The organism is Streptomyces sp. NPDC001922 (genome assembly GCF_042891165.1).
Lineage (GTDB): Bacteria > Actinomycetota > Actinomycetes > Streptomycetales > Streptomycetaceae > Streptomyces.
On sequence record NZ_JBIASV010000009.1, the window covers coordinates 229,075 to 251,029 of the forward strand.

Annotated in this window: 21 protein-coding genes; 12 read left to right on the forward strand and 9 right to left on the reverse strand. The window is 73.5% G+C overall.

Features of this window, described 5'->3' with window-relative positions:
• Nucleotides 1–288 precede the first annotated feature (288 nt).
• Nucleotides 289–1,089: a VOC family protein gene (locus ACFYYR_RS18640; protein ID WP_388854073.1), complete on the forward strand. Its 801-nt coding sequence runs from the start codon at nucleotides 289–291 to the stop codon at nucleotides 1,087–1,089.
• 292 nt (nucleotides 1,090–1,381) lie between these two features.
• Here ACFYYR_RS18640 and ACFYYR_RS18645 read toward each other — a convergent pair whose 3' ends face one another.
• Nucleotides 1,382–1,672, reverse strand: a complete 291-nt coding sequence (locus ACFYYR_RS18645; protein WP_388854076.1) for a hypothetical protein — start codon at nucleotides 1,670–1,672, stop codon at nucleotides 1,382–1,384.
• 294 nt (nucleotides 1,673–1,966) lie between these two features.
• Here ACFYYR_RS18645 and ACFYYR_RS18650 point away from each other — a divergent pair, with 294 nt between their 5' ends.
• Complete coding sequence (locus ACFYYR_RS18650; RefSeq protein WP_388854079.1) at nucleotides 1,967–2,695, forward strand: peptidoglycan recognition protein; 729 nt, start codon at nucleotides 1,967–1,969, stop codon at nucleotides 2,693–2,695.
• 141 nt (nucleotides 2,696–2,836) lie between these two features.
• Here ACFYYR_RS18650 and ACFYYR_RS18655 read toward each other — a convergent pair whose 3' ends face one another.
• Nucleotides 2,837–3,094: a hypothetical protein gene (locus ACFYYR_RS18655; RefSeq protein ID WP_388854081.1), complete on the reverse strand. Its 258-nt coding sequence runs from the start codon at nucleotides 3,092–3,094 to the stop codon at nucleotides 2,837–2,839.
• 175 nt (nucleotides 3,095–3,269) lie between these two features.
• Between ACFYYR_RS18655 and ACFYYR_RS18660 the strand changes: the two genes are divergently transcribed.
• Entirely contained in the window at nucleotides 3,270–4,565 is a 1,296-nt protein-coding gene (locus tag ACFYYR_RS18660) for a S41 family peptidase (RefSeq protein WP_388854501.1), read from the forward strand.
• Nucleotides 4,566–4,894: 329 nt separating this feature from the next.
• On the forward strand, nucleotides 4,895–5,605 hold the full coding sequence (locus tag ACFYYR_RS18665) for a hypothetical protein (protein ID WP_388854083.1): 711 nt from the start codon (nucleotides 4,895–4,897) through the stop codon (nucleotides 5,603–5,605).
• A 239-nt stretch (nucleotides 5,606–5,844) separates the two neighbouring features.
• On the opposite strand, the gene ACFYYR_RS18670 is transcribed toward ACFYYR_RS18665, so the two are convergent.
• The 3 genes from ACFYYR_RS18670 to ACFYYR_RS18680 all read right to left on the reverse strand — a co-directional run bounded on the left by ACFYYR_RS18670 (nucleotide 5,845) and on the right by ACFYYR_RS18680 (nucleotide 7,848).
• A complete protein-coding gene (locus tag ACFYYR_RS18670) occupies nucleotides 5,845–6,177 on the reverse strand; it encodes a putative quinol monooxygenase (protein ID WP_388854086.1) in 333 nt (110 codons plus the stop codon).
• Between the two features lie 247 nt (nucleotides 6,178–6,424).
• The gene (locus tag ACFYYR_RS18675) at nucleotides 6,425–6,790 is read right to left on the reverse strand and encodes a PH domain-containing protein (RefSeq protein ID WP_388854089.1); all 366 of its coding nucleotides are present in this window, start codon (nucleotides 6,788–6,790) and stop codon (nucleotides 6,425–6,427) included.
• Between the two features lie 278 nt (nucleotides 6,791–7,068).
• Entirely contained in the window at nucleotides 7,069–7,848 is a 780-nt protein-coding gene (locus ACFYYR_RS18680; RefSeq protein WP_388854092.1) for a hypothetical protein, read from the reverse strand.
• 330 nt (nucleotides 7,849–8,178) lie between these two features.
• Here ACFYYR_RS18680 and ACFYYR_RS18685 point away from each other — a divergent pair, with 330 nt between their 5' ends.
• The 4 genes from ACFYYR_RS18685 to ACFYYR_RS18700 all read left to right on the forward strand — a co-directional run bounded on the left by ACFYYR_RS18685 (nucleotide 8,179) and on the right by ACFYYR_RS18700 (nucleotide 13,973).
• Nucleotides 8,179–9,816, forward strand: a complete 1,638-nt coding sequence (locus ACFYYR_RS18685) for an alpha/beta hydrolase (RefSeq protein WP_388854095.1) — start codon at nucleotides 8,179–8,181, stop codon at nucleotides 9,814–9,816.
• A 301-nt stretch (nucleotides 9,817–10,117) separates the two neighbouring features.
• Nucleotides 10,118–11,782, forward strand: coding sequence for a PucR family transcriptional regulator (locus ACFYYR_RS18690; protein WP_388854098.1), 1,665 nt, complete (start codon nucleotides 10,118–10,120; stop codon nucleotides 11,780–11,782).
• A gap of 279 nt (nucleotides 11,783–12,061) precedes the next feature.
• A complete protein-coding gene (locus tag ACFYYR_RS18695) occupies nucleotides 12,062–13,396 on the forward strand; it encodes a diaminopimelate decarboxylase (protein WP_388854101.1) in 1,335 nt (444 codons plus the stop codon).
• 316 nt (nucleotides 13,397–13,712) lie between these two features.
• Complete coding sequence (locus ACFYYR_RS18700) at nucleotides 13,713–13,973, forward strand: hypothetical protein (RefSeq protein ID WP_388854104.1); 261 nt, start codon at nucleotides 13,713–13,715, stop codon at nucleotides 13,971–13,973.
• A 163-nt stretch (nucleotides 13,974–14,136) separates the two neighbouring features.
• On the opposite strand, the gene ACFYYR_RS18705 is transcribed toward ACFYYR_RS18700, so the two are convergent.
• The 3 genes from ACFYYR_RS18705 to ACFYYR_RS18715 all read right to left on the reverse strand — a co-directional run bounded on the left by ACFYYR_RS18705 (nucleotide 14,137) and on the right by ACFYYR_RS18715 (nucleotide 16,396).
• The gene (locus tag ACFYYR_RS18705) at nucleotides 14,137–15,096 is read right to left on the reverse strand and encodes a class I SAM-dependent methyltransferase (RefSeq protein WP_388854107.1); all 960 of its coding nucleotides are present in this window, start codon (nucleotides 15,094–15,096) and stop codon (nucleotides 14,137–14,139) included.
• Between the two features lie 242 nt (nucleotides 15,097–15,338).
• Nucleotides 15,339–16,052: a hypothetical protein gene (locus ACFYYR_RS18710; protein ID WP_388854110.1), complete on the reverse strand. Its 714-nt coding sequence runs from the start codon at nucleotides 16,050–16,052 to the stop codon at nucleotides 15,339–15,341.
• Nucleotides 16,049–16,396: a PadR family transcriptional regulator gene (locus ACFYYR_RS18715; protein WP_388854113.1), complete on the reverse strand. Its 348-nt coding sequence runs from the start codon at nucleotides 16,394–16,396 to the stop codon at nucleotides 16,049–16,051. The genes ACFYYR_RS18710 and ACFYYR_RS18715 overlap by 4 nt, the downstream gene beginning before the upstream one ends.
• A 257-nt stretch (nucleotides 16,397–16,653) precedes the next feature.
• Here ACFYYR_RS18715 and ACFYYR_RS18720 point away from each other — a divergent pair, with 257 nt between their 5' ends.
• Nucleotides 16,654–17,586, forward strand: a complete 933-nt coding sequence (locus ACFYYR_RS18720) for a squalene/phytoene synthase family protein (RefSeq protein ID WP_388854115.1) — start codon at nucleotides 16,654–16,656, stop codon at nucleotides 17,584–17,586.
• 123 nt (nucleotides 17,587–17,709) lie between these two features.
• Here ACFYYR_RS18720 and ACFYYR_RS18725 read toward each other — a convergent pair whose 3' ends face one another.
• Nucleotides 17,710–18,294 carry a MarR family winged helix-turn-helix transcriptional regulator gene (locus tag ACFYYR_RS18725; RefSeq protein WP_388854118.1) on the reverse strand — a complete coding sequence of 195 codons (585 nt, stop codon included), beginning with the start codon at nucleotides 18,292–18,294 and terminating at the stop codon, nucleotides 17,710–17,712.
• Between the two features lie 321 nt (nucleotides 18,295–18,615).
• On the opposite strand from ACFYYR_RS18725, the gene ACFYYR_RS18730 reads away from it, so the two are divergent.
• From ACFYYR_RS18730 to ACFYYR_RS18740, 3 genes are all read left to right on the forward strand, one after another.
• Nucleotides 18,616–19,695, forward strand: a complete 1,080-nt coding sequence (locus tag ACFYYR_RS18730) for an alkene reductase (RefSeq protein WP_388854121.1) — start codon at nucleotides 18,616–18,618, stop codon at nucleotides 19,693–19,695.
• Between the two features lie 106 nt (nucleotides 19,696–19,801).
• Nucleotides 19,802–20,569 (forward strand): SDR family NAD(P)-dependent oxidoreductase, encoded by a 768-nt coding sequence (locus ACFYYR_RS18735; protein ID WP_388854124.1) that lies wholly within the window; start codon nucleotides 19,802–19,804, stop codon nucleotides 20,567–20,569.
• Between the two features lie 274 nt (nucleotides 20,570–20,843).
• Nucleotides 20,844–21,632 carry a DUF4232 domain-containing protein gene (locus tag ACFYYR_RS18740; RefSeq protein WP_388854127.1) on the forward strand — a complete coding sequence of 263 codons (789 nt, stop codon included), beginning with the start codon at nucleotides 20,844–20,846 and terminating at the stop codon, nucleotides 21,630–21,632.
• The last annotated feature ends 323 nt before the right edge of the window (nucleotides 21,633–21,955 follow it).

The following is a 21,955-nucleotide window of genomic DNA, read 5'->3' on the forward strand; positions in this document are numbered from 1 at the left end:
CCGCGGGCGACCGCATGCCGAGCAGTGTAGTGCCGGGCCCCGACACCGCGACGGGGTCATATGGCGGCGGACGGGGCACTGGTGACGTTCCGTAGGGCGTGCGGCGGGACGGTGGGTGACGTCGGATCGGGCCGTGCGGCGCGGTGGCCAGTGGTGATGTTCGGATTGCCGGGCGGAGCGGAGTGGCTGACGGGCGAGTGTCAGTGGTGGGTGTCACGCTGAGTACCGAGCTGACCACCAGCTCTCCTCCTCATGGATGCGCGTCTGGGACGTGCGAAGGGAATGGCCGTGATCACCACTGACTTTGTGCCCGGTTCCCCCTGCTGGATCGATCTGGGCGCCCCCGATGTCGCCGCCGCGACCGACTTCTACACCTCGGTCTTCGGCTGGGACTTCCAGTCCTACGACCCGGAGGGCGGCCAGTACGGCCTCTTCCGGCTGAACGGCAAGGCCGTCGGCGCGATCGGCCCGCTCACCGAGGAGGGCGCCCGGTCCGCGTGGATGATCTACCTCCACACCGGGGACGTGGAGGCCACGGCCGAGTCCGTGGAGCGGCTGGGCGGCACGGTGCGGGTCGCTCCGCTCGACGCCGACGGCATGGGCCGGCTGGCCCAGTTCACCGACCCGCAGGGCGGCCAGTTCGCGGTGTGGCAGCCGCAGAGCAACAAGGGCCTGGAGGCGGTGGACGAAGCGGGTTCCCTGTGCTGGACCGAGCTGTACACGACGGACGCCGCCGCGGCGAAGGAGTTCTACGGCAGCCTCTTCGGCTGGCAGTTCCAGGACATGGAGCTGCCGGGGGGCGGGGGCGCCTACGGGTTGATCACACCGGCCGGGCTGAACCCGGACCGGATGCACGGCGGACTGATGCAACTCCCGGCCGAGCACCTGACGGCGACCGGGGGCCGCCCCTACTGGCACCCGGTGTTCGCCTCCGCCGACTGCGACGCCACGGTGGCCCGGCTCAGACAGAAGGGCGGCACGGTGCAGATGGGGCCGGAGGACGCGGAGGGCGTCGGCCGGCTGGCGGTCTGCCTGGACCCGGCCGGAGCGGACTTCGTGGTGCTGACCCCGAGCGAGGCGGCGGCTTGACCGCGGTGGCGGCCTGAGCGAGGTGGCGGCTCGGCTGTGGTGAGGTTCGCGTGAGGGGGGTTTGAGCGGGGCGACGGCTGGGCGGGACTGATGGCTTGAGCGGGGCGAAGCGGGGCGACGGCTTGGGCGAGGGGCGGCACGAAGGGAGCCGGGGTCCGGTCGGGGCGGCCGGCCGGGCGCGGGGCCGGGCCGGTGCGGCAGGCCGGTGCGTCGGGCCGGTGGGTCGGGCCGGTGCGTCGGGTCGACGCCGGGTGCCCGGGCCCGGGCGGAGTTCGGTCCGCCCGGCCCGGCCTCAGGTCTGCTGCGCCGCCATGCGCTCGACCTCGTCCTTGGCGCTCTTCAGGTCGGCGCCGGTGATCTCCCGGTAGGCCTTGATCGCGGAGATCGTCTGGCCCTCCCGCAGCAGGGCCTCGACCCGGTGGAGATCCGGGCCCGCGGCCTGGAGACCGAGGTGATCGATAATCACATCGAGCTTCTGGTCCATTCGGGTGACCTTGCGGTCGATCCGCTGGATCCTTCGCTCCATTCCTGCGCTCAGCAGGATCACCACGGCGATGAGCACGTACACGGCGTATATCTCCATGATCGATCATCGTAGCCCGTGGCCGAGAAGTGACCCAGAGACAAGGGACGGAAGCAGCAGGGGGGTTGGGATCCGGACACCGGGGCCGCCGAACCGGGCCCCGGGGCCGCCGAGTGGGTCGGGGCCGCTGCCGCTCGGGGCCCGTTCGCCGGACCCGGGGTGCGGTCCGGGGGCCGGCGCGGAACGCCGCACGGCGCGGAGCGCAACCGCGGCGGTGCCGGTGCGGGCGGCACGACGTCACCCGAATGGCTCGCTCACCGGCCCGGAACGGCTGTTCGGGCGCACGGTGGTGCCATGTGGTCCCGACGACTCGCCCTGGGCGCCGTGGTGCTGCCGCTGGCTCTGCTGGTGATGCGCGATGACCCGGTGCGGCTGCTGCCGCCGGAACCTGCCGCCGTCGGGCCGGCCGCGCCGCGCACCGCCCCGCAGCCCGCCATCGTCAAACGGTCGGTGTGGCGGGCGGACGAGCGCATGGTCCGGCACCGGGCGACCTACACGGGCCCGGTGAACGCCGTCTTCATCCACCACACCGGACATCCCAACGGCTATGACTGCGCCGACGTCCCGGCCATGCTCCGGGCGCTGCAGATGGACCACATCAGGATCGAGGGCTGGGACGACATCGGCTACAACTTCGTCGTCGACCGCTGCGGCAACATCTACGAGGGCCGGGCGGGCGGCATCGGACGCTCGGTGCACGGCGCCCACACCCAGGGGTTCAACGACGACAGCGTGGGCATCGCGGCGCTGGGCAATTTCGGGGCCGGGGTGACCGTGCCGAAGCCGCTCCTGGAGGGCATCGCGAAGCTCGCCGCGTGGAAGCTGCGGCCGGGGGCCGATCCACGGGGCACGGTGCGGCTGGTCTCGACGAACGGTGAGAGCCGGTACCGGAAGGGCGCCACCGCCGAATTCCATGTGATCTCCGGGCACCGGGACAGCCACCAGACCCGCTGTCCGGGCGACGCGCTGTACGACCGGCTGCCCGCGATCAGGGACACCGTGGCCCGGATGCGGAACAACTGAGGCACGGGGCGACGTCCGGGGGTGTGGCGCGCACGTATCCCCGAGGGGCGGTGTTCTCCGGCCGTTTCCGCCTGCTGCCGTCATTACGCGGCAGGCACCCGCCTCGGAAGCATGGCGGTGGGTGATCGACCACCCATCGACTCACGAACGGGGCGTGCTTTCCATGCGCATCACCACCAGCCGGTCCACGACGTCCGCGAGAGCCACGGCGTCCGGGGCAACCACCACCACGTCCACGAGAATCACGACGTCCACGCGGACCACCCCGTCCGCGACGTCCGGGGGAACCACGACGTCCACGCAGATCCGCGCCGAGAGGACCAAGAGGACCCGGCCCGAGAAGACCGAGGGCCCGCTGGCCGAGAAGTCCGAGAAGTCCGGGAAGACCAGGAGGAACACGGCGGGCAAGGGGCTGGCGGCGGTGCTGCTGGCCGCCGCCGGGTCGCTGCTGCCCGCCTGTCCCGCGGCGGCGGAGACCGGAGGTACGGCGACGACCGGAGGGGCGGCGGACACCGGGGGCACGGCGGCCACCGGCCGAACGGCGGTGGACCGGCCGACGGACGGTCTCTGGCGCATGGACGGCTACGGCACCGTCCTGGCCGTGGACCGGGGCCGGCTGCGGGAGTACCAGACCACGGCGGTCAGCTGTCTGCGGGGCGTGAGCGGTCGGAGTACGGACGAGGGCGGGGGCGGCTCCCGGGCCGTCCGCTTCGCGCTGTCCGACGACGAGGCCGGCACGCTGACCGTCGGCCCCGGAGCCCGGCCGGTCCGGGCGTCGTTCCGGGTGCACGGCGCCGTGGGCGACCGTGGGCTGCGGCGCATCGGGGCGTTGCCCGCCGCCTGCACCCGGCCCGTCCCCGACGACCCGCGTGCCGCCTTCGACGTCTTCTGGCGGAACCTCGACGAGAACTATCCGTTCTTCGCGGCCAAGGGCATCGACTGGAAGGCGGTACGGGACCGCTACCGGCCCGAGGTGCACGCCGGAACCACCGACGACGAACTCTTCGCCGTCTTCCGCAAGATGATCGAGCCGCTCCACGACGCCCACGTCAGCATCGACGGCGGCCCCGGCCGTCGCTTCGGGACGACCCGCCCCGGCACCACCCTGCCCGGCCCGGACATGGACCGCGACATCACGGCGTTCATCCAGGAACGGGACCTCGGCGGGCGTTCGTTGCGGACGTTCGCCCGCGGACGCATCGGATTCGCCGACCTCCCCGGGAACCTCGGTTATCTGCGGCTGTCCGGCTTCTCCGGCTGGACCGACGACCGGCATCCCGGCTACGCCGCGCACCGGGCGGAGCTCGACCGGGCCCTGGACGCCGTCCTCACGCCGGAGCGCACCCGCGGCATGCGCGGCCTGATCATCGACCTGCGGATCAACGGCGGCGGCTACGACGGGCTGGGGCTCCGGCTCGCCTCCCGCCTCACCGACCGCACCCACTTCGCGTACGCCAAGCGCGCCCGCAACGACCCGGCGGATCCGTCCCGGCACACCGAACCGCAGCCGGTGTACGTCCGGCCCGCCGACGCGCCGCGCTTCACGGGCCCCGTCGCCGTTCTGACCGGTGGCAGCACCATCAGCGCGGGGGAGACCTTCACCCAGTCCCTGATGGACCGGCCGGGGCGGACGGTCCGCATCGGGGAGCCCACCCAGGGCGTGTTCTCCGACGTCATGCACCGCACGTTGCCGAACGGCTGGACCGTCGGGCTTCCGAACGAGGAGTTCCTCACCTCCTCCGGCCGGACCTTCGACGGCCCGGGGGTTCCCCCGCACCTCGCCGAACCCGTCTTCACCGAGGCGGAGTTCGCCCACCGCCGGGACTCCGCGTTCGACCGTGCGGTGACGGTGCTGGGGCGGCGTCCCTAGGTTCTGCTGCCGAACTCCCCAACCTTCCGGGCCGGTGCTGAAGGGAGCCCGGCCGGTCCGGGAGCCGAGCCGGGAGGGGAGCCGGGCCGGGAGGGGAGCCGGTGGTGCGCTCGACGCACGGGGGCCGAGCGCACCACCGCACCGCGGCGGGTGCCGTGTGTGCCGTGCGGAGGGGGAGGGGGCCGTGGGGAGGAGAGGGGGCCGTGGGGAGCGGGTGGCGCGGAGGGGCGGTCGGAAGTGGGCGTCCCCGGAAGAGATTTCCGCGTACACGGGTATGACGTGGACATGGCGCGCATATGATCTGGAGCCCCCCACGGAAAGGCAGTCCCATGAAGAAGACCTCCGCTCGGAGGATCACCGGCCGGATGCTGCTCGCTCTCGGCTGTGTGGCGGTGATGACCCTGACGGCCACCGCCGCGGGCGCCGCCGAGCGCTTACCCCGTACGGCCACCGACGCGCACCCCGGCACCCACCCCGACAGCCGCGTCGACTCCGGCCGGGGCGGCCGGTGCGTGGTCGTGTACTTCGACCTCGGCGAGACGCTGGTGCACACGGCCGAGGACAAGAGCATCAGCTACATGCCGGGAGCCGCCGCGCATCTGCGCGCGCTGCGCGCCCGGAACATACCCGTCGGCCTGATCACCAACGTGCCGTCCTCCTGGGGCGCGACCGACGCGGAACGGGCGGCGGAGCTGAAGAGAGTGATCGACAAGGACTGGAAGGGGGCGCGCCCCTTCGACTGGGCGGACTTCGGCGACCGGATCTTCACTCCGCGCACCGAGGAGGAGCGGAAGCCCGCCCCCGCCCTGTGGCAGCGGGCCAGGAACGCGGCCGGCGGCTGCCGGATGGTGTACCAGGCGGAGACCGACGACGAGATACAGGCGAGCCGGGACCTCGGGTACGTGCCCTACCTGGTGGGGCGGCGTCACTGGCCCGCCTACATGCCGGTCCGGCTGATCACCGCGCTCGCCCATCTGCCGCACCTGCCCTACCTGCAGCCTCTCCTCAAGGGGAACGCGACTGCTGCGCAGGCCGGTTGAGCACCTGCCGGCACGGGTCGCGCCGCTGAACCCCCCGGAGTTGCCGACCGGTCGGCAGAGCGGTGCAGCGGTGCAGCGGTGCAGGGGCATAGCGACAGAGCAGCCGGGTGCGGAGGGTGACGCGGTGGAGCCCCGGGCCGATGGCCCGGGGCTCCGGTGCTGATCCCGGCCGTCCGCCGGGGGCGGGGCCGCTCCGATCGTGCTGCTCCACGCAGGATCGGGCTGCCCGCCGGGAGGTGCTACTCCCCGCCGGGAACGGCCATCTCGCCCAGCAGCGACCAGTCGTCCTGCGGGATGTCCATGTTCACGATCCGCGGGGTCTCGGCCAGGTGCGGCGGCAGGGTCCGCTGTGCGGTCCGGAAGTGCTCGGACTGCACGTGGGCCGCGCCCGCGTCGCCGTCCCGGAAGGCCTCGACCAGCACGTACTCCGTCGGGTCCTCGATGCTGCGGGACCAGTCGAACCACAGGCAGCCCGGCTCACGGCGGGTGGCCGCGGTGAAGTCCGCGGCGATCTCCGGCCAGCGGTCGGCGTCCTCGGGACGGATCCTGAACTTGGCGGTGATGAAGATCATCGGCTTCCTCTCGTCTGGACCGCGCACCCGGTCCGCGCGCCGCCTCCTCGTCTCGTGCACGCACGCTACCAAGGTCCACGGGACCCGGCGCGCAGCACCGCGCCCGCCCGCGCAGGCCGCTGACCGGCGGATATGCCGTCCGCCTCGAGGGTTCGCCCTCCTGAGGGCCCGGCGCGGCCGTCGGCGCCGGACGCCGCGTTCCGTCCGCCGGCCAGGACTTGCCGAACGTGATCGCCCGGACCAGTCCCTAGCGGGCCACGAACTGCGTGAGGATGGCCTGCACCTCGTAGATGTCGACGCCCTTGGTGAACGTCTTCTGGATCGGGGTGGCGCTGCCGGAGAGCCAGATCTTGAGCTCCGCGTCCAGGTCGAAGGTGCCCGCGGTCTCCACCGCGAAGTGGGTGATGCTCCGGTACGGAACGGAGTGGTACTCCACCTTCTTGCCGGTGATCCCCTGCTTGTCGACGAGGATGAGCCGGCGGTCCGTGAACAGGATGGTGTCCCGGATCAGGAGAAAGGCGGCGTGCACCTGCTCGCCCTGCCCCAGCAGCCGCGCGTACTCCTGCTGCGCCGTCGCCGGATCGATGGTGTGCGCGTTCCCGAACAGTGCCATGACGGCCCCCCGCGTGGTCAAAGTTGCACGATCTTCGCACTGTATACCGGACCGGTGCGGCGCGAAGGCCGTCCGTGCCGGTCCGTTGCCGGTCCCCGCCGGGGGGCGTTGCCGGTCCCCGGCGGGGGCCGTGCTTGTTCGCCGATTCCCTGCGGGTCCGGGCCCGTTGGAGCCTCCCCGGTCCGCGCGCGACCGGTTGAGGGGTCGCGCGCAGGGCATGCCCGGTACATCAACACTTCTGCACAGCAGCCCTGTTCGGACCGCCGGCCCGGTCGACCTCAGTCGGCTCGGTCGGCTCGGTCGGCCGGGTGGGCGAGGCCGGTGTGAAGAGCGGTCTCGACGCGAGTGCGTTCGTAGCCCGCCCGGTCCACGATCGGCCAGGCCGCGCCCCCGATGGCGAGGACACCGCGGGCGGGCAGCGGCACATCGCCGATCCGTGGGTTCTGCGGCAGCCGGACGGGCCGGCCGAGGTCGTCGCCGTCGAGCACGGCCCGGGAGTCGTCGACGAAGTACATCCGCTGCGGCATGAGGATTCCCCGGTGACCGCTCGGCATCACGCCGGTCAGCCGCAGATCGCCCATGCCCAGGGCGCGGGCCATCAGCTCTCGGGCCCGGACCAGGGCGCGCGGTCGCCAGGTGGCGGGCGGCAGTGCGGCGCCCACCGCGTTGAGCACGTCGAGAAGCCGGCTGGACGATGCGGTGAGGCTCCAGTCCAGGCGGAGCGAGTCCACGGTCACCCGCAGGGACGCCGGACCCGTCCAGGTGAGATGGATGCGGGCGAATCCGGTCCGGTCGCAGGCGGCGCCGTAGTACCGGGGGCAGGCCGTGTCCAGCCGCGGGCCGTCGACGTGGATCGACCAGCGGCCGGCCGGGTCGCGGTGCCACAGCGTGCGGTAGGGCGCGAAGGAGTTCTCGGGGAAGACGCGCAGCGCCAGGACGTGCCCGGAGTCGAAGGGCAGCCCGAACACACCCCAGCCCCGTACGTATTCGTGGTGCGGCCAGGGCGCACGGTCCCGTGCCGCCGGGAGGTCCGGCAGAGCGGAGGACAGGTCGAGCATCGGCATCACCCCGCGCGGTCGGCTGGTGGGTTCGCCCCGCTCCGCGTTTCGAACCCTGTTCCGGCTCCGGTTCCAGCGTAGAGCGGGCGGGGCCGGACGGCAGCGGCCCGCGGCAGCAGTCACCGGGGGCGGACGGGGCTGCTGGGCGGGGCGGAGGAGGGGTGCGGCCCCCGGCGCGACGCGACGCGGTCCTCCCACGGGACGCAGCCCCGAGCGGGCGGGGCAGGGAAGGGGCCCCGCCGTCCCCCGGTCCGGGGTGGGGACCGCACCAGCCCGCGGTGGCCCGGCTGCCCCATGGGCACCGGACCGTCGGGGGACAACGCTTGTGGCATGACACAACGCACCAGAACACCCCTGCTGCTGGCTCTCGCCGCGGTCGTCGGCACCCTGGGTTCGGCCGCCCCGGCCACCGGCGCCGCCCCGGCCACCGGCGCCGCCCCGTCGGCACCGACGTCCGGAACCCCGACGTCCGGAACCCCGAGTGCCGGAACCCTGACTGCCGGAGCTCCGGCCCCCGGAGCTCCGGTGGCCCGTGCCGACGCCCGGACCGCGTTACCCGGCCTCGCCTGGAAGCCCTGCGCGACGCCCGACGGCCCCGCCGGGCAGGAGTGCGCCACGCTGCCCGTACCGGTCGACTACCGCGACCCGGACGGTCCGCGGCTCACCCTCGCCGTGACCCGGCTGCGCAGCGACGAGCCCGCCGCGCGACGGGGCACGCTGCTGATGATTCCCGGCGGGCCGGGCGGATCCGGGGTGCAGCACCTGCGGAGCAAGGGCGAGGCGCTGCGGAAGGCGACGGCCGGGGCCTACGACCTCGTCAGCTTCGACCCGCGCGGCGCGGGCGGCAGTACGACGGCGAGCTGCGGACTCGACCCCGACGACCGGCATCTGGTGAACCTGCTCGCCTGGCCGGATCCGGACGGCGGCATCACGGGGAACGCCGCCCGCGCCCGGCGCGTCGCCGAGGCGTGCCAACGGCACGGTGGCCCCGTGCTGCGCAGTATGACCACCGCCAACGAGGTGCGCGACATCGACCGGTTCCGCCGGGCGCTGGGCGAGCGGACGCTGTCGGCCTGGGGTGTCTCGTACGGCAGCTATGTGGGGGCGGTCTACGCCCAGAAGTACCCGCAGCACACCGACCGCTGGGTCCTGGACAGCGTCGGGGACCCCGACCCGGCCCGGGTCGCCTACGGCTGGCGGCGGAACACCGCGGCGGGCGCGGACGACCGCTTCCCCGACTTCGCGGCCTGGGCGGCGGACCCCGCCCGGGAGGACGAGGGGCTCCGGCTCGCCCGGCGGAGCGAGGACGTACGGCCGCAGTTCCTGGCCCTGGCTGCGCGGCTGGACCACGATCCGAAGCGGTCGAACGTGCCGGATGTCCCGCTCACCGGCAACCGGCTGCGGCAGGCGATGCAGGTGGCCCTGGAGAGCGACACCGCGTTCCCCGCCCTGGCCCGGCTGATCAGGGACGCCCGGGACCCTGAGGCCACGCCCGTTCTGCCGCCCGCCGTCGCCGGGCCCCTGCCGGACGCGGAGGCCGCGGCGGCGATGGCGGCCGTCTGCAACGACGTGCGCTGGCCGACATCGGTCCCCGCGTACCGGCGTGCGGTGGCCGCGGACCGCGCCCGGCACCCGCTCACGGCGGGAATGCCGGCGAGCGTCCCGGCGTGCGCCTTCTGGAAGGAGGCGCCGGTGGAGAAGCCCACCCGGATCACCGACGACGGCCCGTCCGACATCCTGATCGTCCAGAACCTCCGGGACCCCGCCACTCCGTACGCCGGGGCCCGGAAGATGCGCGAGGCCCTCGGCGGACGGGCCCGCACGGTCACCGTCGACCGGGGCGGGCACGGCAGCTACCTGGACAACGGCAACGCGTGCGGCGACCGTACGGTCACCGCGTTCCTCCGCACCGGCGAGCGCCCGGACCGCGACACGGTCTGCGGCGCGGAGCGGGCGCGGGGCCGGTGACGCCCCCCCCCGGCCCGGACGGGGTGGTGAACAACCGGGCCCACTCCGACGATCCGGGCCTTCCGCGTCCGTCACATCCGGGGGAAGGGATTCCTGACTGACAGGCCCTGACCGGGCCTTCACAAGGGTCCGTACAGGGGCGGCCAGGAGCAGCGGGAGGGCAGGGCCGGCACGCCCACCGCCCCACCCCCGTCTCCCGTCCTGACGGGAGGTCACTCCCCGGTACGCCCATCCCCCTCCCCGATCATGTGACGACTTCTAGACTCACCGTTACCGGGGGTGCTGGCGGAGGGGGAGCCGGATGACGGTGAACGGAACGCTCGGGCCGGACGACGACGCCGCGTCCGAACCGACGCTGGAGAGCCTGCTGTCGGTGATGGGCACCGGGGCGCTGGAGCTGTGCGTGGCTCCGTGCGGCCTCAAGGTGCCGGTCGCGGGCGTCACGCTGTTCGACCCGCTGGAGCCCGGGATGCCGCCCGGGCAGGTGGTGCTCGCGGTGGGGATCGATCCGCAGTCCGCGCTCGCGGTCGACTGCGTGCGGGACGCCGGCCGGGCGGGGACGGTCGCGGTGGTCTTCGGGCGGGGCGGTACGGGTCCGGCGCCGGCGGCGCTGCGGGCCGCCGCGGAGGACGCGGGGACGGCCGTGCTGTTCCGCACGGCGTGGTTCGGCTGGACGAAGCTGATGGCCGAGCTGCGCGCGGGACTGTTCTCGGTGGGACTGCCCGCCGATCCGGCCCTGGCCGGGGTGGCGCTGGGCGATCTGAACGCCCTCGCCGACGCGACGGCCGCCCTGGTCGGCGGGTCCGTGACCGTCGAGGACATGGAATCCCGGGTCCTGGCCTACTCCTCGACCGAGGAGGACGTCGACGAACTGCGCCGGCGGACCATCCTCGGCCGCCGGGTGCCCCAGTGGCGCGTCGCCGCGATGCAGGAGGCCGGTTTCTTCCGGGCCCTGTGGGGCTCGGGGGACGTCATCCACCGCCCCGAGCACGGGGAGAACCCGGAGCGGCTGGTGGTCGCGGTCCGGGCCGGCGGGGAGGTGCTGGGGTCGATCTGGGTGGCGGCCGCCGGCCGTTCGCTGGCGCCCAACGCCGCCGATGCCCTCCGGTCGGCGGCCCGGATGGCCGCCGTGCACCTGGTCCATCACCGCTGCCACCGCGGGCAGGCGCGGCTCGTCGAGGAGGCGGCCCGCGCCCTGCTGGACGGGCGGGGGCCCGCCGAGGTGCTGGCCGAGCGCGCCGCCTTCCCGCCGCACGGACACAGCGCGGTCCTGGCCGTACGGACCGGGAACGCTCCGGGCGGCGTCGACCACGGGAAGCTGACGAGTCTGTTGGGGCTCCAGTGCACCGCGTACGGCCACCAGACCGTGGTGGTGACGCTCGACGGGGGCGCCCTGGTGCTGCTGGGCACCCTGGACCCGGCCCGGCAGCGGGCCGAGGACCAGGTGGCACGGCTGGGCGCGGCACTGGTGCGGCAGCTGTCGGAGGTGTTCGGTACGGCCGTGCGGATCGGCCTCGGCACGGTCGTCGGAGCCTTGGCGGAGCTGCCCGAGTCCCGGCGGTCGGCCGAACTGGCGGTGCGGGCCCTGCTGTCGGCCGGCGGTGACCGTGCCGTGGCCTTCGCGCGCGAGGTGGCCGAGGCGGTCGCCCTGAACCAGGTCATGGACGCGCTGGAGGGGCTGGCCCCGGCGCCGGAGACCCCGGTGGCCCGGCTGGTGGAGCTCGACGCCAAGCAGGGCGGCGGCACCCTGCTGGAGACCCTGCGGGTGCATCTCGACCACTTCGGTGATGTGCCGGCTGCCGCCCGGGTGCTGGGCGTGCACGCCAACAGCCTGCGCTACCGCATCCGCCGGCTGACCGAGCTGTCGGGCATCGACCTTCGCGACCCCGACGCCCGCCTCCTGGCCCACCTGCAACTGCGGCTGCTCGCCCGCGACGACGGGAGCGACGGGGAACGTCCCGGGTGACGAGGCCGGCTCCTTCCTCCTTGGTGCCGGCGCACGAAGCCGGCCCGCTGCCGTCGTCCTCCCGCACCACGACCGTGTTCCGCCGTACCGCCGTTGCCCTGCGCGGACAACGCGGCCGGGAAAGTCCGGGGAACGCCACGAAGACCCGGCCACCGGACCGGGGCGAACCTGATGGCATGCCCGGCGGCGAGCGGCGAGCGGCGAGCGGCGAGCGACACGCGACGGTCGAAGGCCGGCGGTCGGCGGGCGGTCCAGGACATCGACCTCGGAGGAGTCCCCATGAGCAGGACGGCAGAACGGCGCGAACAGATCCTGCGGGCAGCCGTCGAACAGGGACTGCTCGACCCCGGAACAGCCGTGCTGGCCGGCTTCGTCGACCTCGACGGCATCGCCGGGAGCGTCGCGGCCCTGCACGGCGCGTTCCCCGACGGGCTCCCGGTCCGGCACGCCTTCGCGGCCAAGGCGAACTGCCTGATTCCCGTGCTGGAGGAACTGCGCCTGAACGGCATGGGGTGCGAGGTCGCCAGCGCCGGTGAGCTGGCCCAGGCGCTGGCGGCCGGCTTCGACCCCGCCGACATCGTGTACGACGCCCCGGCCAAGACCCGGGCCGAACTGGAGCAGGCGCTGCGGCTGGGCGTCGCGGTGAACGCGGACAGCTTCCAGGAACTGGCCCGGATCGACCGGCTCCTGGCTGCCCGGCCGTCCGCCTCCCGGCTCGGCATCCGCGTCAACCCGCAGATCGGCGGCGGTGCGATCGCGGCGATGAGCACGGCCACCAGCACCTCGAAGTTCGGCATCCCGCTGGAGGACCCCGGCAACCGGCGACGGCTGCTCGACGCCTACCGGGACCGCCCCTGGCTCACCTGGGTGCACACCCACGTCGGCTCGCAGGGCTGCCCCCTGGACCTGATCGCCCAGGGCATCGCCCGCACCGTGGAGTTCGCCGAGGAGATCAACGAGACCCTCGGCCGCCGCCAGGTCGTCGGCATCGACATCGGCGGCGGGCTCCCGGTCAACTTCCGGAGCGACGAGGTGACCCCGGGCTTCGACGCCTACGCGGACCGGCTCCGTGCCCACGCGCCCGCCCTGTTCACCGGCGCGTACGAGATCGTCACCGAGTTCGGACGCTCACTGCTCGCCAAAAACGGATTCACCGCCGCCTATGTCGAGTACACCAAGACAGTCGGTGGGCGGCCGGTCGCGATCACCCATGCCGGTGCCCAGGTCGCCACCCGGACCGTGTTCGCCCCCGACGCATGGCCGCTGCGGGTGGACGCCCACGACGCCCGCGGCGCCGCCAAGCACGGGCGGACGACGCGGCAGGACGTCGCCGGGCCGTGCTGCTTCGCCGGGGACCTGCTGGCCCGCAACCGGCCGCTGCCGCTCCTCGGCGTGGGCGACATCGTCGTCCTCCCGGACACCGGCGCCTACTACTTCTCCACGCCGTTCCACTACAACTCGCTCCCCGAGCCGGCCGTGCACGGAGTACGCGTGGACGCCGCCGGGCGGGTCACCTTCCGGCTCATCCGCCCGGCGCAGACGGTGGAGCAGCTGCTCGCCGCGGCCGGTACGCGCCCCCTGTCCGCCGCGGCACCGGCGCTCCCGGTCTCCTGACGCGCCCCCGGCCGTCCCGGCACGACCACCCGGATCGGGACGCCGCCGTCCGTCGGCCACCGTCCGCCGGTCACCGTTCGGCACAACCACCGGACCGGGACAACCACCGGACCGGCACAACCACCGGACCGGGACGCCGTACCCGACCGACCGTCAGTCAGGGACGCCGTATCCGGCCCGACCTCCGATGCACCAACCCACCCTCCAGGGCTGCCCGTTCCCCCCCCAGGGCTCCCCGATCCACCCGCCCCGCCCCAGGTCGCCCGACCCATCCCCCCTCCGGTTCCACGACGCAGAGGAAGCAGGTGCAGAGACCGTGCATGACGAGCACACCCCACGGGGGTGTCCGAGCACCCCGCAAGGGGGTCCGACGGAACAGCCGCCGATCCCGCTCCGGACGGCCGCAGCCCGGCGGCTGGCGGCAGCCGCGGCGCGCTGCCGCCGCTCGGGGCGGGGGCTGGGCGGCTGGCTCCTCCGGCGCCGGAGGATCGCGGCCGACCAGTTCCTGCGCGGTGCCTGCTACGGAGCGGGCACGGCGGTGGTGGGCCTGCTGGCGGTGTGGGCGCAGACCCGGTAGAGGCCCCGGCCGGCAGCGGCCCCACCGAGACCCCGAAGCCGCTGGTCATCGGCGGCACGGCAGCGCCCGATGCCGCCCGGCGGCACCACGGTCACCGGACCGGTCGCCGTGCACACCTCCGGCAGCCCGGGGGCGCCGGGCCGTCCACGGGCCGGCCGCCCGGTCACGGCCGCCGGCCCCAGGCGGAGATCATTCCGGGGGAGAGGCCGGTGCAGGAGCCCGAGGCCAGCGATTCCTCGGCGGCGTCGAGCGTCCGGGCGTCCACCAGGCCGGTTCCGAGCATCGGGCCGCGCAGCCGGGCCCAGGTCTCCAGCCAGAACGAGGTGATCGGCCGCCCGGTGCCGAGCGGCGGTACGTACACCTCGGCGCCGACGTCGGTCAGCCCGGCCGCACGCAGCTGCTGCGGATACCCGGGCACCCAGCTGATGTCCGTGCCGATGGTCTCCCGCAGCGCCTGCCACATGGCCCGCATGGCCGCCCGGTACGGCGCGTCAGGTGATTCCGGCGATTCCGGCGAGCCCGGTGATTCCGGCGAGGTGTCCGCGGTCAGCTCGACGGCGTCGCCGACCAGCAGCCATCCCCCGGGGGCCACCAGTCCCGCGAGCCGGGACAGCACCTGCTCGTGGCCCGGCAGGTGCATCAGCAGAAAACGCGTGTGCACCAGATCGAAGCGGCCCGGATCGAAGGACGGGTCCGTGACGTCGGCCTCCAGCGGCCGGAGGGTGGCGTCGGCGGCATCGCTCAGGAACCGGATGTCCCGGTCGACCGCGACCACTTCGGCCACTCCGGCGTCCTGGGCGAGCCAGCGGGACACGGTCCCGGTCCCGGCACCGGCATCGAGGCAGCGCCACCCGGGCCCCACTCCGAGAGCGAGCAGGCGCGCCCGGGTGAGCGGGTCGTAGGTGAGCGCGCCGTAGTCGATGCGCTCGGACTCACCGGGGACGTCCGGCTCGAACGCGTCCTCCCCGTACCGTCCGGGAGAACCGTTGCGCCCCGGAGTACCGTTCCGCTCCGGAGGGCCGTGCCGCCCCGGGGAACGATCCCCCGGTGAGCGTCCGTCCCGTCCATCCCGTCCATCCCGTCCGTCCCGCCCGGGCCCCGGCGTCGCTGGTGGTGCAGGCATGCCGCCCCCTTCGCCGCCGCCGGTCGGTCCTCCGTACTCCGCGCGTACTCCACGTCCGATGCGTCGGTATCGACATCAGCCGATATCGGCACCAAAAGGATAGGTGCTGGAGCGAGGGCTCCGCGCGCCGGAGGCGATGGCGGTTCGTCCGCCCGGAGGTGCGTGCCGGGGGATGCCGGAGGCTCGGAGGCCCGGTGCGCCCCCGCCTACCGCGGGGACACCGCCTACAGCGGGGACACCGCCTACAGCGGGGACACCGCGGCCTCTGGGTGGTCCGTCGTCGGGCAGGTCCGGTACCGGACCAGGGCGGCGCCCGCCGCGACGGTCCCGATCATGCCGGCCAGCGCCACCGGGAAGCCGAGGATGGCGAAGTATCCGAACACGGCCGGGGCCAGCAGGCCGATCCCCCCGCCCACCAGAGCCGCCGCCACGATGATCAGCGCAACGGTCCTGGTCAGGGCGTGCAGCGTCGCTTCCCGCCGGGCGGCGAGATGGCGCTGGAGCGTCACCCGCACGGTGCGCCGGATCGTGAAGAACGCGACGACGGCGCACAGGACCCAACCGACCCATATCCAGGGAGTGTCGAGCGTGCCGCGGCAGGTGCTCGCCTCGCCGAAGAGGCCCAGGCCCGAGCAGGGGTCGAGCAGGTGGCTCCACGACACGTAACAGAATCCCAGCGCGAGGACGGCCGGCGCGACGGCTCCCTTGGCCGCGGCGACCGCTGTCTCCTTCAGGCGCAGGTGCAGGGGCAGAAGCCCGCGTTCGACCGCCCAGGACGTGGCGAGCGCGTCCACGTCGCCCCCGAGGTAGTCGGCGGTGTCCCGGCCGTCGAGGGCGGCGGCGGTCAGGTCGGCGGCCAGTTCCTCGGCCATCTCGGCGGCTGCTTCCTCGCCGACTCCGAGACGGCGCCATGTCTCCATGGCCTGGGATATTGCGGTTTCGACAGTCATGGTCATGGTTCTTCCTCCGCGGTGTGGGTGACGATGGAGCCGATGCTCGTGGCGAATGCGTGCCAGTCGCGGCTCCATGACCGGAGCATCTGCAGGCCGGCCTCGCTGGGCCGGTAATAGGTGCGGGCGGGGCCCCCCTCTCCGGTGCGGCGTTCCACCTCGACGAGTTGGCGCTTGCGCAGGCGTGCCAACGCCGGGTAGATCGACCCGTCGGCGACGTCCAGCCCTGCCTCGCCGAGCCGGACGGTCATCTCGTATCCGTAGATCGGGGCTTCCGCCATCAGTGCCAGCAGGCACATGTCCAGCACGCCTCGAAGCCACTGGGCGCGTGGAGCGGATGTCTCCTCCATGCGCAGTACCTTACACAGCAAGAGTCTTGCACTGCAAGGTAGTGCGCGACAAGGGACGCCGGCGCGAGGCCTCGCCTCCTCGCCCCGCCCATCCGCCGGTTGCCTCCACTCGGGGCCGGAGAATGGGCATGCCCGTGGCTCGGACACAGGTCACGGAGGACGGCGTGCCGTCCCGGCCGCTGCCACCCGGCCGATCACCGACCGTGCGGTGACGAGCCCTCGGGCCCTTGCCGCCCGCACCACTCAAGGAGAGCCGCATGAGCATGTGGACCGCCAGGCTGGATGCCGCGGGCCTTCACGACCCGCAGCTGCGCGACGACTTCACCCAGCAGCGTGCCTTGGTGTCGCGGTACAAGCGCGCGGCCTATGTCGCGGTCCTTCTGCTGCTGCCGCGTCCCCTGGCCCCCCATCTGATCGCCGTTGTCGCCTTCATGCACCACACCGACAACCTCCTCGACCACGGCCCGTCCTCCCAGCGCGCCGCCGCCTACGCGGCCTGGGAGCAAGAGGTGAGCCGGGCCTTGGCCACCGGCCGCAGCGATCACCCCGTGATCCGCCCGATCCTGCACACCGGTGCCCGCCACCCCCAACTCCTCGACCGCGTCGCGGACTTCCTCCGTACCGCGGTCGCCGACCTCGAATTCGAGGGTTTCGCCACGGAGTCGGACTACCAGCGCTACCTGGACCAGTACTCACTGCCCGCCTTCATGCTGGTTGCCTGCCTGCTCGTCCCCGGTGACGAACCGGTCGGCTACCGCGCTGCCTGCCGCACCTACATCGACGGGAGCCAGCGGCTCGACTTCGTCAACGATCTCGCCGAGGACCTGGCCGACGGCCGGCTGACCATCCCCGAGGACGCCTTGTCGCACCATGGCGTGACCCGTACGGACCTCGAACGCGCCCAGGACACACCCGGAGTCCGCGCTGTGCTGCGGCGCCTCGTCCGACAGGCCCGCACCGACCTGGCCGCGAGCCGCGACGTGTCCGGCTTCCTGCCGCCGGCCAACCGCCCCTTCGTCCGGGCCTTGATCGCCCTGGAGGAGGCCACCGCCCACGCCGCCGAGGGCAGGGGGCCGGGTCTCCTGACCGCTCCCGCCCGGCCCGCCGTTTCCACCACGCTGAAGATCCTCGCGCGCGAATACCGTCACACGCGCGGCCTGCGCCGTACCGGGGCCGACCGCTCCGAGTGAACCGGTTCGGAGCGAGCCGCATCCGGGTGGCGAGCCGGCCGGTCCCCCGTACGTCGGCGATGTGCCCTGTCCTGGGGATCGGGCATGACCTGCGGGGACGGCCGTCCGTGGTGACGTCCGGCCTCAGCCTGCCGTCGTGTCGGCGTCCGCGGCCGGTGCGGGGGCACCCTCGGGGGAACGCGCAGCCGTGCGGGCGAGGCTGTCCTCGATGCGGCGCAGGGCGTTCAGCGCTTCGGCCTGCTGGTCCGGAGTCTGGCCGGCGGTCGACGCGTCCTCGAGTTCGGCCCAGACGCTCTCGACTTCGCGGCGCAGCGCCTGGCTGGCCGCCGTCGGTTCGATGATGACGGCGCGTTTGTCGTCGGGGCAGGGGCGGCGGCGGACGAAGCCCGCGTTCTCCAGGCGCTTGATGCTGCGGGTCATGGTGGCCGCGTCGGAGTCGAGCAGGCGCACGAGGTCGGTCTGTCGCTGGGGGCCGAGTTCCCACAGGTGCATCATGACCAGTTCCTGGCCGAGGTGGAGGCCGAGGGGACGCAGGAGCTGCCCGGCGATCATGCGGTGCAGACGGGCCACGCGGAAGATCGCGTGGCTGACCGGCCCCGCCTGGGCTGCAGCGGGCACCGGTACCGAGGAGGTGGCCGGGGCCGTGGCCGACGGCCGGCTGTGCGCGTCCCGGTCGGTGGTCCGGCTCCGGTTGGTTGTCCGGCTCATCAAGGGCGTCCTTTCCCGGCTTGGCATTGCCGGACAGTAATCCGGCTCACGGTGCGCCGGATGCAGCCAGGATAGCGACCCTCCACGCCCCGCGGCTTCCCCGCGTTCCTCCGCAGTTCCCTTGTGTTCAATGGCCGGTCACCACAGGTCGACCAGGGGTTTTCCCGCGACGGGGCCGGCGGGTGACGTGGTTCACGCAGCGGGGCGGGAAGGCTCTGACGGGATTTGCTTGTTCGGGCAGGTAATGGTGCGCTGGGCCCTGCACGCCGACGGAGAGCGGCCCGTCCGGGCGCCTCCCGCCCCCTGAACGAAGGAGTGATCATGACGACCGCGTTCGACCCGATCGAGCTGGGTGGCAAGCGTCTCGCCAACCGCGTGGCGATGGCGCCGATGACCCGCAGCCGCGCCTACGGGCCGGGTGCCACCGCGACGGAGCTGATGGCGACCTACTACGCCCAGCGGGCAGGCGCCGGCCTGATCATCACCGAGGGCGTCCAGCCGTCGGTGGTCGGCCAGGGCTACCCCGACACCCCGGGCCTGCACTCCGCCGAGCAGGTCGCCGCCTGGCGGCAGGTGACCGACGCGGTCCACCGCGAGGGCGGGGTGATCTTCGCGCAGCTGATGCACACCGGCCGCATCGGCCACCCCGGCCTGCTGCCCGACGGCCTGATCCCGGTGGGCCCGTCCGCCGTCGCCGCGAACGGCCAGGTGTACACCCACCAGGGCCCCCAGGACTTCGTCACGCCGAAGGAGCTGGAGCACGACGAGATCGTGCGGACCATCGCCGACTTCGCCGACGCCGCACGCAACGCGATCGCCGCCGGGTTCGACGGGGTGGAGCTCCACGGGGCGAACGGCTACCTGATCCACCAGTTCCTCGCCCCCAACGCCAACCGGCGCACCGACAGCTGGGGAGGCGACGCCGCGGGCCGGGTGCGGTTCGCCGTCGAGGCCGCCGCGGCCGTCGCGGAGGCCATCGGCGCCGACCGGACCGGCATCCGTATCTCGCCCGGCACGCCCTTCAACGACATCTCGGAGACGGATCCGGCGGACCTGGAGGAGACCTACACGGCCCTGGTGGCCGGTCTCGCCCCGCTGAACCTGGCCTATCTGCACGTGCTCGAAGGCCTCGACCGGAGCCTGACCGAGCGCCTGCGCAAGGACTGGCCCGGCACGTTCGTCCTCAACCCGTTCACCCACCCCGAGCCCACCGGCCACGACTCCCTCGGCCTCGTCGAGGACGGCACCGCGGACATGATCGCCTTCGGCGCGCTGTTCCTGGCCAACCCCGACCTGCCGCGCCGCCTGGCATCCGGCGGTCCGTACAACGAGCCCGACCGGACCACCTTCTACGGCGGCGACGAGCGCGGCTACACCGACTACCCGGCCCTGCCCGCCTGACCGGGGTCACCCCAACCGGCCGGGGCCCGGCGAGCCGTCCCGCCCGCACGCCGAGCCCCGGCCCCACCCACAGATGCCCCGCACACTCCCTGAGGAACGAACGCCCATGAGTACCCCCATCGCGCCCGACGCACGGAACGACGCACGGAACGACGCACCGCTCGACGGCAAGGTCGTGGTCGTCCCCGGCGGCACGGGCAACGTCGGAGAAGGCATCGTCCGCGCCTTCCTCCGCACCGGTGCCACCGTGGTCGTTCCCGGCCGGAACCGGGAACGTCTCGACGAGCTGGCCGAGTTGGTCGGCTCCCGCCCCGGCGACCGCCTGGTCCGGCTCCACGCCGGATACGGAACCTTCGACGAGGCGACGGAACTCGCGGAACGGATCGCCGCCGACCACGGGCGCATCGACCACGTCGTCCCGTCCATCGGCGGGTGGTGGATGGGCAAGACCCTGTGGCAGACCGACGAGAACGACTGGCAGAAGCACTTCCTGGAGACCACCACGTCGCACTTCGCCGTGGCCCGGGCCTTCGTGCCCCGGCTCGACCCGGCCGGAAGCTACACGCTCATCGCCGGGTTCGCCGCACGCGAGCCCTACCAGCGGGCCGGCATCATCAGCATGCACGGGGCAGCGGTCCTGATGATGCGCGAGGCTCTGAGCGCCGACCTGCGCGGCCGGCGCCGCGTCAACAACCTCCTCCTCGGCCCGATCCTCAACCGCAGCCGCCCGAACGGCGACCCGTCGTGGCTCACCGCCGACCAGGTGGGAGAGGCGGCCGTTGCCGTGACGCTCGCCCCCTCCGTTCAGGACGAGAGCATCAGGCTCGGCACCGTGGAGGAACTGGACAGGGAACTGGCCCGCATCCGCGCCTGAACCGGCTCCCCTGGCCGTACCGTTCCGGTCGCCGTGGGGCGGGACGCCTGTGGACATGACCTCGATCGGCCGGGTGCCCCTGCGTCTCCGCGTACAGCCCGGAGTTTCCCAACCAGGCTGCCACGCTTGGTACTTCGGGTTCTCCTGAGCGTCCTTCCGCAGCTCACACCGGGTTAGCCGGACGTTAGGGGAGCGGCAGCTTCGCGACAGTGGCCCCGAGCAGAGTGGTGGACGTACCGAGGGAACACGACACCGACTGCCGGGGGGACCCGAAATGAGCTCCAGCACCACTGTCCGCACCGCTCGTCGCCGCACCCTGCGCGTTGCCGCCGCGGCCCTGACCGCAGTCGCCGGCCTCACCCTGACGGCCTGTTCCGGCTCGGACACCGCCGGCGCGAAGCCCGCGGGCCGCACGGACACGGACACGGACTCCAAGTCCGTGCGGCCGGTGGGCTCCTCCGCCGGAGCGCAGGGCTCCGAGGCTCGGGCGGGCTCCGACGCCCAGGCAGGCTCCGACGCCCAGGCGGGCTCCGAGGCCCAGGCGGGCGCCGGTGCCGAGGCCGGCACCAAGGCGGGCGCCGCGGGCAAGCGGCCGGGCAGCGCGCCCGGCGTCGGCGCCGGCAAGGCGGGCTCGGGCGTCCAGCGCTGTCACACCTCCGGCCTGAAGGCGTCGTTCGCCATGGGCGAGGACGCGGCCCCGGACCCGACCGCGGACGGCCCGACGACCACCAGCGTCGTGCTGACCAACAAGGGCAGCCGCACCTGCGTGATCGGCGGCTTCCCGGGCGTGGACCTCAAGCCCGGGGAGGGCGGTCAGAGCTGGTCGCTGGCCCGCTCGTCGGCCAAGCACGGCTCGATCACCCTGGAGCCCGGGGACAGCACCGACTTCACGATCAACCTCGGCATGGCCGGGGAGAACGAGGAGGGCTCCTGGAAGCCCGCCTTCGCGGTCGTCACCCCGCCGAACGAGACCACCGCGCTGACCCTGAAGTGGCCCTGGGGCCCGCTCGTCGACCAGCAGGGCGCCACCCACCCGGCCACCTTCGTCAACCCCATCGGCTGACCACCTCGGCGCCGGCGGACTCGACCGGATGGTGCGGGCCGCGCGGGCGAAGGGCGCTGAGCAGCCCGACACGGGGGCAGGTGGTGCGCGGCGCCTGAATCCGCCCGGACACGAAAGAGGCCCGCCTCGGGGGTGAATCCCTGAGCCGGGCCTTCGTCTGTGGAGCGGGTGACGGGAATCGCATCGGCACCCTCCCCGAACGACAACGCCGGTCCTCAAGACCACAACCGGGTCTTGAAGACCGACGTCACTCCGGGCCCCGAATGCGTGCAACGGCATCACTGCAGCGCGGAGGCCCATGACAACCCTGGAATTCGCCTGGG